Genomic DNA, 12,947 nt, shown 5'->3' with positions numbered 1-12,947 from the left:
GAATCAAACCGTACCGCAGTGTAACGAACCGGAGGCAGGTTTTTGAACGATCGTGTGGGGCGAAGCATTCCGAATCGTTACGATAGGAGCGTGAGTAACATCGTGTAATACGACGGCGTACTTTCTCAGGAAAGTACCGCAAATATCATCGATATGGGGTGCTATCGACTATTGTTAGTTTTGTGAAAGTAAATAGAAAGATACAGCGCTACTATTACAAATAGCTTGTGTATTCCTAACTGAATGGTCGCATGAAGAATATCAACGCCGCCCGTTAATGCGTTAATGCGTTAATGCGTTAATGCTTCAGGTTGATCCCGCTCGCCGTGGACCCGTCGATGCACGTATAACCAGTTTCGGCGGCGGAGCGAGGACCATCGACGGTTGCACTTCGGGCACTTGAATGAGCTGGATAAGCCGATTAATAGACAACTCCGCAATGGCCGCGGTCTGGATCGCGACGGTCGTCAAAGCGGGATGTACCTGATGCGCGAGCTGGATGTCCGTAATGCCGATCACCGACACGTCATCCGGCACCTTGCGGCCAAGCGTGATCAACGCCTGCGCCGCGCCTATCGCTAACAGATCGTTGGTCGCGAAAATGGCGGTGAGGTGCGGCCGGTTCGCCATCAACTGCATGCAGGCGGCATAACCCGCGTCTATGGAATCGCGGATCTGCAGCACGGCCGCGGCGTCTGCTTCAATCCCGGCCTCGCGCATGGCGGCGCGAAACCCGTTGGAACGAGCATCCTGCAAGCCGCCGCAACCATCGCCGATCAGCAGGCCGATCTCACGGTGGCCGAGTTCGAGCAGATGCCCGGCGGCCAGCGCGCCCGCCTGGGCAAAATTCACTGCTATGCAGGGCAGGGCGGGCGGCGTCTCGGGATGCTCCCACATGGCCAGCAGGATAGGCGCGCTGTGCATGGCCGACGCGCACAGGTCGTTGATGGCAATGTCCGTGTTCATCACGAGTACGCCGTCCGCCAGCGTTCCCGCGATCTGATTCAGATAAGCGCGGCCAATCTCGGCGTCGTCGTCGGTATTGCACACCATCAGGAAGTGGCCTGCCTTGCGGGCCGCGCGCTCGGCCGCCAGCACGAACTCGGGATAGAACGGGTTCGAGATATTGGAGAGCATCAAGGCCAAGGTCGACGAACGGCCTTCGGCCAACGCGCGCGCGTTCAGGTTCGGCCGATAGCCAAGATCAGCAATCGCCTTCAGCACGCGGTCGGCCGTTTCAGGGCGGACTTTTTCGCGATTGCGCAGCACGTTGGACACGGTTGCCGCAGTGACATGCGCGCGCTTCGCAACTTCGGACAGAGTGACCATTTATCTAGTTATCCCACATTCAGGGAATGCGATTCAAATGTTGCAAGCGGTTGGCGACGTTGATAACTTTCTGGAAAACGGAAAACACAACCGAGACACGCATCATGACTTTTTCCATCGTACCTGAATTTAAGCGGTTAAATAACCGCTGCACAAGGCCCTGTCGTCTATTTTTCTCAAAAATTTAAGCGGTTAAATTGGAGAGATGACATGGCAACGATCCGTCTTGAGAACGTCGAGAAGTCGTACGGTGATCATCCGCCGGTGATCCGGCGTGTGAACCTGGACATCGCGCAGCACGAATTTTGCGTTTTCCTGGGGCCATCGGGTTGCGGCAAGTCCACCTTGCTGAGAATGATCGCGGGTCTGGAAGACCTGAGCGAAGGCGAGCTGCATATTGGCGGGCGTCTCGTGAACGATGTTCCTGCTGCGGCGCGCGGCGTCGCGATGGTGTTCCAGAGCTACGCGCTGTTTCCGCACATGACCGTGTTCGACAACATGGCGTTCGGCCTGAAACTCGCGAAGCAGCCCAAGGACGTGATCGAGCGGAAGGTGCGTGAAGCCGCGCGCATCCTGCAACTGGACAGCTACCTCGACCGGTTTCCCAAAGCACTTTCCGGCGGTCAGCGGCAGCGTGTAGCGATTGGCCGGGCCATCGTGCGTGAACCCGGCGTGTTCCTGTTCGATGAACCGCTGTCGAACCTGGACGCCGCACTGCGCGGCCAGACCCGCGTGGAAATCGCCCGGCTGCACCAGCGCTTTGCAGACGCGAGCGTGGTCTACGTCACCCACGATCAGGTCGAGGCGATGACGCTCGCCGACAGGATCGTGCTGTTGCACGCAGGCGCGGACGCGCAGAGGTTCGGCAGCATCGCGCAGACCGGTGCGCCGCTTGATCTGTATCACCATCCGAAGTCGCGCTTCGTGGCGGGTTTCATCGGCTCACCGAGAATGAATTTCATCGATGCCGTGGTCGACTCGATCGGTGCGGGCATGGTGACGGTCACGCTCGCGCAAAGTGGCGAATGCTTAGTTGTCCATGTCGATGTCGATCAAAAGCAACTGCAGCGCGGCCAGCCGGTCACGCTCGGCGTGCGCCCCGAACATCTGCGGCTCGATGGCAGTGAGCAATCCATTCAGTGCGTTGCGGTGCTCTCGGAGGAGCTAGGCGAGCACAGCTACATTCACGCGGATCACGCGGGCGGCACGCTTGTCGCGAAGGCGCCTGGCGATACGTCGATCGGTCCGGGAGAGCGTATTCGCATTCATGTTCCGGCTTCGGCGTGCCATCTGTTCGACGCGGATGGACTTGCGTTTCGGCGCAGCATGGTCGAGCCTGAACGAGCCGCGGCATAGAGCACGGGTGCGCGAGTGCACAGAAGCATGGATTCAAGCCCCAATTCCGCCACAGAGCGGGTACATCGTCTGGCAGTTAATCGCTGTCAGCCAACAAGGTAGTCAAGGAGACAAAGATGATTGCTCATCGCCTTCGCAGTCTGGCTCATGCATCAGTGGCGGCCGCGCTGGTGGCAGGCTTACTCGGCTGCGCCGTGGCCGACGCCGCCACACTGACTGTCAACGTATCGGCGCGCGGTAACCAGCGTTCGACCTGGCAGGACGCGTTCGACAAGTTCAAACAAGCTAACCCCGACGTCGACCTCAAGGTGACCTATGTTACCGAAGAGGCGTACAAGGTCCAGATGGGTGGCTGGCTCGCCACCGATCCGCCCGACGTAGTCTCGTGGCATGACGGTGAGCGCATGGCGTATTACGCAGAACGCGGCCTGCTGGAAGACCTGTCGCCCGACTGGAGCAAGAACGGCTGGTCGCAGCAATACGCGTCGGTGAAGGAAGCGTCCACGTACAAGGGCAAGCAATACGCCGCGCCGCTCGGCTACGACGCTTACGGGTTCTTCTATCGGAAAGATCTGTTCGAGAAGGCGGGCATCAAGGGCGAGCCGAAAACCTGGGATGAATTCCTCGATGCCTGCAAGAAGCTGAAGGCAAGCGGTGTTGCGCCGATCGCCGTTGCCGCGCGCGATAGCTGGACGCTTGCCGCATGGTTCGACTATCTCGACCTGCGTATCAACGGCAACGCGTTTCATCAGCAATTGATGGCAGGCGAAATTCCGTACACCGATCCGCGCGTCAAGAAAGTCTATGCTGCGTGGAAAACGCTGATCGACGACCATTACTTCATCGACAATGCGTTGTCCTACGATCTCGATTCCATCGCGCCTTTTCTCGCGAACGGCAAGGCTTCAATGATGCTGATGGGCACGTTCTTCTCGGCGAGCATTCCGGCTTCCATTCGTCCGCAAACGGGCTTCTTCCGTTTCCCGGTCATCGACGCGAACGTCCCGACGGCCGAAGACGGGCCAGTCAATGTCCTGCTGATTCCGGCGAAGGCAAAAAACAAGGCTGATGCCCACCGGCTGCTGGCCTTCATGGAGCAGCCACAGATCAACGCTGATCTCGCCAAGGGCTGGGGGCAACTGCCGTCGAACAGTCAGGCTGCTGAACCCGAAGACGAAATTTCGAAGGTCGGTTTCCAGACGCTCGCGAATACGAAGGGCGGCATTGCGCAGTTCTACGATCGCGACATGACGAAGGAAATGGCCGACGAAGGGATGAAGGCGATGCAGCAGTTCTATAGCGATCCGTCGCAACTCGACGCCGTGCTCGCTCGCCTTGAAGCGACCCGCAAGCGCATCTACAAGAAATAAGCCCGGCGGCGCCAGCGGTTGCAGGTTGTATCAACCGCCGGCGCTCGCCAACGCTCCCTGACGAGGCCCGATCATGTCTGATTCCGTAGCGCGTCGCATACCTGCGGCTCGGCGCCGGCACGTCTCTACTACACGCCGTCATCAGCACCGCGCCGCGTTTTTCTTCCTGCTGCCGGGCTGTGCGTTGTTTTGCCTGTGCGTGGTGTATCCGATCATCAGCAGCATTTCCCTCAGTTTTTATAACTGGGACGGGATGACGCCGAAGACATTCGCCGGCTTCGATAACTACATCGAACTGTTCCACTCGGACACGTTCTATACGGCGCTCAAGAACAACCTGATCTGGCTCGCGTTGTTCCTGCTTGCGCCGCCGTTCGGTCTGCTGTTCGCGTTGTATCTGAACCAGCATGTTCGTGGCATGCGCATTGTGAAGTCGCTGTTCTTCGCGCCGTTCGTGCTGTCAGGCGTGGTGGTGGGTCTCGTGTTCAGCTGGTTTTATGACCCGGGCTTTGGCTTGTTGCGTTTGATTGTCGGCCACGGCATTCCTGTACTTGGCAATCCGCACACGGTGACGCTCGGTATCATCTTCGCCGCGCTGTGGCCGCAGACGCCGTTCTGCATGGTGCTGTACTTGACGGGTCTGACGGCCATCAATCCGGAAGTGGTCGAGGCGGCGCGCATGGAAGGCGCGAAGGGCGTAGCGCTGCTATGGCATGTGATCCTTCCGCAATTGCGGCCCGCTACCTTCATGGCCGTGGTGCTCACTGTGATCGGTGCGCTGCGCAGCTTCGACCTGATTGCCGTGATGAGCGGCGGAGGGCCGTTCGACAGTTCCACCGTGCTCGCCTATTACATGTACGACCAGGCGATCAAGTATTACCGCGAAGGGTATTCCGCGGCGATTGCAGTCGTGCTGTTCGCCATCATGCTCGTCTATATCGTGTTCCATCTGCGCCGCATGCTGCGCGAAGAACGCTGATTCCAGGAGTCACGTGTCATGTATCCGCTTCCTGTTGAACGCTGGAAACCGCTTAACCGCAGGCTGTACAAAGCCTCGTTGCCAATCGCGCTTCTGATATGGCTGCTGCCTATGCTCGCCGTGCTCGTCACGTCCATACGTTCTTCGGAGGAGTTGTCGCAAGGCGATTATTGGGGCTGGCCGAAGCATTTCGCGCTGATTGAAAACTACGGCACGGCGCTTACGCAAACGCCGATGCTGCATTACTTCGCCAATAGCGTGCTGATCACGGTGCCGTCGGTGATCGGTGCGATCGTGCTGGCTTCGATGGCGGGTTTCGCTTTGGCTGTCTACAAGTTCCCGGGTAATACCGCCGTGTTGTTCGCGTTCGTCGCCGGCAATTTCGTACCTATCCAGATCCTGATGATTCCGGTACGCGACATGGCGTTGAAAGTAGGGCTGTTCAATACCGTGTGGGCGCTGGTGATTTTTCATGTGTCGTTTCAGACCGGTTTTTGCACGCTGTTCCTGCGTAATTTCATCAAGCAGTTGCCGTTCGAGTTGATCGAGGCGGCGCGCGTGGAAGGGGCGAGCGAATGGACCATCTACCTGCGCATTGTGCTGCCGCTGATCCGGCCTGCGCTCGCCGCGCTCGGCATTCTTGTGTTCACGTTTGTCTGGAACGACTATTTCTGGGCGCTATGCCTTACGCAAGGCGATGAGGCCGCGCCAATTACAGTGGGCGTCGCTGCGCTCAAGGGGCAGTGGACGACTGCGTGGAACCTGGTTGCCGCTGGGTCGGTGCTGGCCGCATTGCCGTCGGTGCTGATGTTTTTTGCGATGCAAAAGCATTTCGTTGCTGGGCTGACTTTTGGGGCTAGTAAGGGGTGAGTTGAGCTTGTGATCGCTGACGCTTAGGGGGTTACGGAATTGGTTCGGCGGCGCTTGGTGGTCGATTGTTGGTTAGTGGTTGGGGTCTATGCCGGGGTGGTCGGTTCTGGGGTTCGCGGTCGGGGTCAGTGCTGGGTTGGTGCTTTCGGCGTTAGTGGTCTGCAAGAGTTGGATTTTCTCTTTATCACTATTAGCCACTGTGCGTGGCGGCACGTCATTTCTTTGTCCAAAGCGACAAAGAAACGAAGCAAAGAAAGCGCTTTCAACCACGCTACCCTAAGTGTCCACAGCGTGCAGTTCCCATTCATAGGTGCCCCAAAAGCACGGTGCTCGCCAGAGCGAAGGATGATTGAACCCCTCCTTCTCGCGAATCCTGACACGAACACGCTTCGCCCCGTACGCTCTCGGGCAAGCACAATTGCCGAGGGACCGGTACGGCCTCACGCGTTCTGCATGCTTCGTTTTTTTGTGGGTTGGCTGTTTGATCGATTCCCTTATTTCGTAGGTCACAGCTTGATCCGTAACAGCTCGACGTGACGCGTATTTATTGCCTCAGTCTTTGGTGAGTTGGCTACGCGGCCTGCACCGCTATTTTCGTCGGTTACGGCCTTACGCATTGTTGGGGCCTTGTTACTTGGCGGGTTGGCTACGAGGTTCGGTGTGCATACAAATTTGGAGGGCGGTTGTCCGCGGATAGCGCGGGGTGCTCCTTGGGCAGGTTCAATCACTGGTGGCGAAGCGTGTGGGTATCGGTGTTCGGAGAAGGAGGGGTTCACACATCGGTGGCTCTGGCGAGCACCGTGCTTTTGGGGCACCTATGAATAGAAACTGCACGCTGTGGACACTTAGGGTAGCGTGGTTGAAAGCGTTTTCTTTGCTTCGTTTCTTTGTCGCTTTGGACAAAGAAATGACGTGCCGCCACGCACAGTGGCTAATAGTGATAAAGAGAAAATCCGACTCTCGCAGACCACTAACACTGAAAGCAGCAACCCGGCATAGACCCCGACCACTAACCCCAGAACCTAGCAACCCGGCATAGACCCCAACCACTAACCCCAGAACCGACCACCCCGGCATCAACCCCGACCACTAACCCCAGAACCGCCCACCCCGCCCACCCCAACATAACCCCCAACCACCAACACCGCCCCTCCAACTCAAGTGCGAACGAAAACCAATTTCTCATCAACCTCTTAACGAGACCTTCCATGCAGCTTGGTGTGTGTTATTACCCGGAACAATGGCCCCGTTCAATGTGGCCCGACGATGCAACACGTATGGCCAAACTCGGCATCACGCATGTGCGGATTGCGGAATTCGCATGGAGCCGGATGGAGCCGCGCGCCGGAGAATTCGCGTGGGCGTGGCTCGACGAAGCCATCGGGACTCTAGCGGCCGCAGGGCTGAAACTCGTGCTGGGTACACCGACCGCATCACCGCCCAAGTGGCTGATCGACGCGCATCCAGAGGTGTTGCCGGTGCGTGCGGATGGCGTGCGCTGGAACTTCGGCTCGCGTCGTCACTACGATATTTCCAGCGAGATCTATCGGCGTGAGTGCGTGCGTTTTGTCACCGCAATGGCCGAGCGCTATGGGCGGCATCCCTCCATTATTGCCTGGCAGACCGATAACGAACTCGGATGCCACGACACGGTACCCAGCTATTCCCCCTCGGCACTGAAGCGCTTTCAGGCGTGGTTGAAGCTTCGCTACGAGACCGTGAATGCACTTAACGAAGCGTGGGGCAATGTGTTCTGGAGCATGGAGTATCCGTCATTCGATGCAATCGGTTTGCCGAACCTGACGCCGACCGATGCCAATCCAATCCATCTGCTCGACTTCCGTCGCTTCATGTCCGACGAGGTAGCGAGTTTTCATCGCGAGCAGATCGAGGTGCTGCGGCAGCACGCGCCCAATGCCGATTTGCTGCATAACTTCATGGGCTTTTTCACGACCTTCGATCATTACCGTTTCGCTGAAGACAACGCGATCGACGTGGCCGCCTGGGACAGCTATCCGATCGCACGCACTGAGTCGATCGCACTGCCCGAAGAGCAGAAAGCGCGTTACGCACGGACCGCGCATCCCGATGTCTCCGCGTTCGACCACGACCGTTATCGGGCGATAGGCGGTGGACGATTCTGGGTGATGGAGCAGCAGGCGGGACCGGTGAACTGGGCGTCGTGGAATCCGGTGCCGGCCAAAGGTATGGTCAGGCTGTGGGCTTATGAGGCGTTCGCGCACGGCGCGGAACTGGTCTCGTATTTCCGCTGGCGCCAGTGTCCGTTTGCGCAGGAACAGATGCATTCGGGACTCAACCTGCCGAATAACGAACTGTCGCCGGGCGGTCTCGAAGTGCAGCAGGCGGCCCGCGAAATTGCGGCATCGGCGGCACTGTCGGAACTCGGCGCACCGACGCGTGCGAGCACCGCGATTGTGTTCGACTATGAGACGCAATGGATGTTCGAGATTCAGCGTCACGGCAAAACTTTCGACTACCAGATGTTAGTGTTCGACTACTACGAGGCACTGCGTGAACTCGGCCTGGACGTCGATATTGTTTCAAGTAAGGCCGATCTATCGCCGTACCAGTTGGTGGTCGTTCCAAGCATTGCCGTAATCGACGAAACGCTCGTCCGACAGATAGAAAAGAGTTCTGCGCAATGGGTATTCGGTCCGAGGAGCGGTTCGAAGACAGCCGAATTCGCGATTCCTTCCGGCTTGCCGCCCGGCGCGCTGCAAAAAGTATTGCCGATGCAGGTGCTGGAAGTCGAGACGCTGCGCCCGACGCTCACGCCCGCGCTTTCTTTCGGTGACTCACAAGGTGTTGCAACGTATTGGCGGGAGCATGTCCGCGCCAATGGCGACACGCGTGTCGATGCGCAGTTCGACGATGCATGGCCGGCCGTGCTGAGTCACGGAAGGGTCCGATATGTGGCGGCGTGGCTGTCGCATGAATTGCATCGCGCGGTGCTGGAGCGGGTGGCGAAAGAGGCCGGCATTAAGACTCAACTGCTGGCCGACGGCTTGCGCGTTCGTCGCCGAGGCGATCTGACTTTCGCGTTCAACTTCGGCGAACAGCAAGTGCAAGCTCCCGCATCGCTCAATGCGACGTTTGTGCTCGGGCAGCGGCAGCTCGCAACCGGCGATGTCTGCGCGTGGAAGGATGCGCAGACCAACTAAGCTGGCGATCGACATGACGTCGCTGAACGCGTTCCGAAAGGGTCAGCGCAACGACGTCCGCAGGCCGTCGCGGACGCAACAAATACGCGTCGCGAATCGCGAACTCGTTGAGCAGGTCCTGGCGGGTTGGCCGGCCGCTCCGAGCGTGACGCGGATCGGTGCATAGACTTCAAGCGGCTCGTCGCCCTTCGACCGGGTATCCGGGATCGGTGTAGCCCGGTGTCGACGCGTGCCCCGGTGCGACGAGACTATCGACAAGCTTTTCGTCCTCGGGGCCGCGCTGCAACTCCGGTGCTTCGCCGTAGCTGTCCCATTGCGCTTCGGTAAGCGCATGCGCCCGATTCCGCGTCGGATGGAGATGGACGAACCGGCCTGAGCGAGGGGACTTGCCGACTCGGGTTACTCCGCATCCAGCCAGGAATCGAGACCCACGCGGAACGCGACGGCCGCAATCACCGGAACGGTCAGCATCATGACTATCCCGAAGTTCTCGATCATGTCGCCGTACATGATCGGTTTGTATAGAACAATGCCCGAGACAATAACGAAGGAGACAAAACCGACGAGCACCATCAGGCTGCTGCGGAGCGCATTGGACGGCTGCCAGCGCCGCCGCTTTCGCGGGGCGGCGCTGATCCGCTCCGGGTTCGACGGAGTATCGGGTTCAGATTTCTGTTTATTTTCTGGCATGGCGCAGCGAGGTGAGGGGCGGCCGAATGCGCAAAAAGACGCGTTGCATTCGGGATTTTCAATTGAAACGTGTCATGGCGGCGGATAATACCAATCGTAAGAAAGCGATGAGCTTGCCGACACGGAATGATTGTGTCACAGGCAGCGTGCCATGAGCAGAACGCCTCGGGCTCGTGCGCGCAGAACGCGACTGTTTGCTATCGACCGGCCCTTTCATTCTCCATTGAAACACCGGCTTCTCTCCGATCCCGATTACTCGCAGCGCCAGCTCAACGTTCTTCATGTCGCGCGCCTTGAGCGGATCTTTCACACCTGCACGGCCGTGCGCCGCTCGGCGACGGCGAACAGTTGCCGGTGGGGCCCTCCGTAAGCCGGATCGGCCTGCAGGCGTGGATGCTCTCTTGTTGACCCCTTTCGTCGGCCTTCCAGTCGTTGTTGGAACGTAAGCCAAACGCGGTGACCACTGCGTAGCATGTCCAACGCGGAGGCCATGACAAGAGGCGTGCGCTGCAGCGGGCCGAATGAGCGAGCTCTCGATAAACATCGCGGAAAAGGCACTAAAATGACTGCTGGCGCTAACATTTTTCAGTGTGAGCGAAAGTTGATGCGATCCAGCCAATCAGAACTTTGATATCCAGTTCGTCAGCATGAATTCTTTCATAGAGACAAACGTGAATTCGTTGCTTGCAGGCAGATGCCTTTGCGGCGCAGTCCATTATGCAGTGAAGGACGAGTTCGTCTATGCGTTGAACTGCCACTGTTCGAACTGCAGGCGCGCGACCGGTTCAGCGTTCAAGTCATTCGCGGGGATCGAGCGTAACAAGTTAGGCATAACGCAAGGGCAAGCCGACCTGTTGATTTTCGGTGACGAGAACGCGGCTCATGATGTCCATTGCAAGATCTGCGGAAGCCTTATGTTTTCGGTGGTTCGTGAGGGCGAGTTCGTTCACGTCACTTTAGGAACGCTCAGCGACACTCCGGCGATTCGCCCAAGCGCACACATTTTTGTGGGGTCCAAGGCGCCGTGGTATTCCATAACCGACCAATTACCGCAGTACGATGAATTCGGCTAATACGGCGTACGGTGCGGGTTCATGCGGCGCGAGTGCACGCTGCGAACGCGTGCACGCTCTTCATGTCGATGATTGAAGCCGCTTCATGGCCGTGATCGATTGCGCGATGGATTGGAGGCACCGGGCTTAGAGTTACGTTGAAGGCTTTGGCGTGCGTCCTATATGCCGCGCGCCAGCCTAAGCCAGAACCGCTTCCTTCGTAACAATCTTGCGGGGAATCAGCTTCAGTTCGTAGAAGGTATCGGCGATCCGTTGCTGTTCGGCAAGCACATTGTCATCTATCGGTTTGTACACGTGAGCATAGTGGCGCAAGCCTGACTCTATGATCGCGGCGTCGAGGCCCTGAATGGGCGCAAGCTGAGACGCAGCGGCGGGGAAATTCTGCTTCACCCATTGTCCTTCCTTGCCCAGTTCTTCCAGAGCGATTGCAATCACATCCTTGCGCTTTTGTGCGAACTCGCGCTGACTTAAAAAGAACTGGTGATGGCTGGCTACGCCTTGTGCGTCTGCAACGAGACGCGCGTTGCTTTGTCCTTCCACGGCGGCCAGAAACGGATCCCAGATGGCCCAGGCATCAACCGCGTGCTGTTCCAGCGCAGCGCGGGCGTCGGCCGGCGCCAGATAGACAGGCTGGATATCCGGAAAGTCGAGACCGTTCTTGCGCAGCAGCGCAACGATGAACCAGTGGACGTCCGATCCCTTGTTGAACGCGATCTTTTTGCCCTTGAGATCGGCGACGCTTTTGATCGGAGAGTCTTGCACGACGACTACTCCTTCGGCGTGCGGCGTGGGAAGCTCGTACGCGGTATAGACAAAATCCGCGCCCGCAGCCTGGGCAAATACCGGCGGCGCCTCTCCAACATAGCCGAAGTCGATCGCCCCTACATTCAACCCTTCAAGCAATTGCGGACCCGCGGGAAACTCGTTCCAGGACACCTTGACACCAAGCGGCGCGAGTCGTTTCTCGAGCGCGCCATGCGCTTTCAGGAGCACCAGCGTACTGGCCGCCTTTTGGTAACCGATTCTGAACTGGTCTGGCTGGTATGTGGCCCACGAAGGCAGTGCAACGCCTGCCATGGTTGCGCCAAGCGCAGCGATAAAAGTCCTGCGTCCTCGTTGTTTCGAGTTATTCATTGCCAAGCGTCCCGTAGTGGTCGCTCATCGAGGCGGCGCACGGCTAAGGCGAGGAGCGATGTGCGATACGCACGTTGTGTCGTATCGCATGCTTCACACAGACGCAGCAGCGGGATTCGCCGAAATGAGCCAAGTCAGATTTCGCGCAACGATAGAACGCAGCGCCGGCAACCACAACGATGCAATTGAAATATGCATATGGCCCTTTTGATCGCGCTAGTTCCTCGGCCATTCCCGGGCAGCGGCGCTACCGGTTATCGATCCGCGCCACTTTGTGAATTTCAAATGAAATTAAATTATTTCTGCTTTTTGCGCCTTGCTCTCATAGTCTTGGCAGGCAGTGTGTTTTGCCACAATCATCATGAGAATGCCCTGCGCTACCGACCCGGGGTTAATCCGCCAGTGCCCCGCGGCTTTCCGTCTTGCAAGGCGGCATCCCAGGCTGCCGGGCGTTGCTTTGAAGCAAACTTGGTCTGGAGCGCTGTCCGATGTCCCACGTATCGCCGTCTCCCGAGAGCCTGTCGCGGACATCACTTTGGGTGGTTGGCATTGCCATTTTTCTGGTTTGCGTCGAGGCAAGCTGGAAGACTCAATCGACAAGAGAGACCAGTTTTGCCGCTGCACGCCACGTCGTTATTTCGAATGACGCCAGAGCACCTGACTACGCGGTTTATCGGGCTGCCGATGACCGCACTGTTTCCTTCAGTCTCAAGGCCGGGGACGATTGCACCTATATAGACGACGCCGACAGCGTAAGCCAGGATGGCAACACCGGCAGTGTGCTCGTGCCGGTATTTTGTCCGGCTCGCGGGGCTGGATGGACATCGCTGAGCCTCTTGACGCATAGCGAACCCGGACCGGCGCGCTGATGGGGCGCTTGCGTATATCTGCCCAAAATGCCGGTCGATATCCACCATAGCAGTCGTTCTTTGCCTTTGCCGAATGTGCCCTGGTGCCTACGATT

The 12,947-nt window shown here is 58.2% G+C and carries 11 protein-coding genes and 1 pseudogene; 7 read left to right on the top strand and 5 right to left on the bottom strand.

What is annotated here, in order from left to right; translation table 11 throughout:
- Positions 1–306 precede the first annotated feature (306 nt).
- On the bottom strand, positions 307–1,329 hold the full coding sequence (locus tag HB376_RS07495; protein WP_213762796.1) for a LacI family DNA-binding transcriptional regulator: 1,023 nt from the start codon (positions 1,327–1,329) through the stop codon (positions 307–309).
- Positions 1,330–1,539: 210 nt separating this feature from the next.
- Here HB376_RS07495 and ugpC point away from each other — a divergent pair, with 210 nt between their 5' ends.
- From ugpC to HB376_RS07470, 5 genes are all read left to right on the top strand, one after another.
- On the top strand, positions 1,540–2,685 hold the full coding sequence (gene ugpC, locus HB376_RS07490; protein ID WP_213762795.1) for a sn-glycerol-3-phosphate ABC transporter ATP-binding protein UgpC: 1,146 nt from the start codon (positions 1,540–1,542) through the stop codon (positions 2,683–2,685).
- Positions 2,686–2,801: 116 nt separating this feature from the next.
- Positions 2,802–4,055: an ABC transporter substrate-binding protein gene (locus tag HB376_RS07485; protein ID WP_213762794.1), complete on the top strand. Its 1,254-nt coding sequence runs from the start codon at positions 2,802–2,804 to the stop codon at positions 4,053–4,055.
- Between the two features lie 73 nt (positions 4,056–4,128).
- Entirely contained in the window at positions 4,129–5,034 is a 906-nt protein-coding gene (locus HB376_RS07480; RefSeq protein ID WP_213762793.1) for a sugar ABC transporter permease, read from the top strand.
- Positions 5,035–5,052: 18 nt separating this feature from the next.
- Positions 5,053–5,904, top strand: a complete 852-nt coding sequence (locus tag HB376_RS07475) for a carbohydrate ABC transporter permease (protein WP_213762792.1) — start codon at positions 5,053–5,055, stop codon at positions 5,902–5,904.
- 1,208 nt (positions 5,905–7,112) lie between these two features.
- Positions 7,113–9,086, top strand: a complete 1,974-nt coding sequence (locus HB376_RS07470) for a beta-galactosidase (protein ID WP_213762791.1) — start codon at positions 7,113–7,115, stop codon at positions 9,084–9,086.
- Between the two features lie 169 nt (positions 9,087–9,255).
- On the opposite strand, the pseudogene HB376_RS40820 reads toward HB376_RS07470, so the two are convergent.
- The 3 genes and pseudogenes from HB376_RS40820 to HB376_RS07460 all read right to left on the bottom strand — a co-directional run.
- A pseudogene (locus HB376_RS40820) lies at positions 9,256–9,411 on the bottom strand (aldo/keto reductase); the annotation flags it as partial.
- A 74-nt stretch (positions 9,412–9,485) separates the two neighbouring features.
- Positions 9,486–9,776, bottom strand: a complete 291-nt coding sequence (locus HB376_RS07465; RefSeq protein WP_255631210.1) for a hypothetical protein — start codon at positions 9,774–9,776, stop codon at positions 9,486–9,488.
- A gap of 58 nt (positions 9,777–9,834) precedes the next feature.
- Positions 9,835–10,086, bottom strand: coding sequence for a hypothetical protein (locus tag HB376_RS07460; protein ID WP_213762790.1), 252 nt, complete (start codon positions 10,084–10,086; stop codon positions 9,835–9,837).
- A gap of 337 nt (positions 10,087–10,423) precedes the next feature.
- Here HB376_RS07460 and HB376_RS07455 point away from each other — a divergent pair, with 337 nt between their 5' ends.
- Positions 10,424–10,849 carry a GFA family protein gene (locus tag HB376_RS07455; RefSeq protein ID WP_213762789.1) on the top strand — a complete coding sequence of 142 codons (426 nt, stop codon included), beginning with the start codon at positions 10,424–10,426 and terminating at the stop codon, positions 10,847–10,849.
- Positions 10,850–11,026: 177 nt separating this feature from the next.
- Here the strand turns inward: HB376_RS07455 and HB376_RS07450 are convergent, their stop codons facing one another.
- On the bottom strand, positions 11,027–11,926 hold the full coding sequence (locus HB376_RS07450) for a sulfonate ABC transporter substrate-binding protein (protein WP_255631234.1): 900 nt from the start codon (positions 11,924–11,926) through the stop codon (positions 11,027–11,029).
- A gap of 545 nt (positions 11,927–12,471) precedes the next feature.
- Here HB376_RS07450 and HB376_RS07445 point away from each other — a divergent pair.
- Entirely contained in the window at positions 12,472–12,852 is a 381-nt protein-coding gene (locus tag HB376_RS07445) for a hypothetical protein (RefSeq protein WP_213762787.1), read from the top strand.
- Positions 12,853–12,947: the final 95 nt, after the last annotated feature.

It is taken from the genome of Caballeronia sp. dw_19, from assembly GCF_018449515.1.
Taxonomy (GTDB): Bacteria; Pseudomonadota; Gammaproteobacteria; order Burkholderiales; family Burkholderiaceae; genus Caballeronia.
The sequence above is the reverse complement of the archived record's forward strand: the minus strand, read 5'-3'. Positions and strand labels throughout refer to the sequence as shown.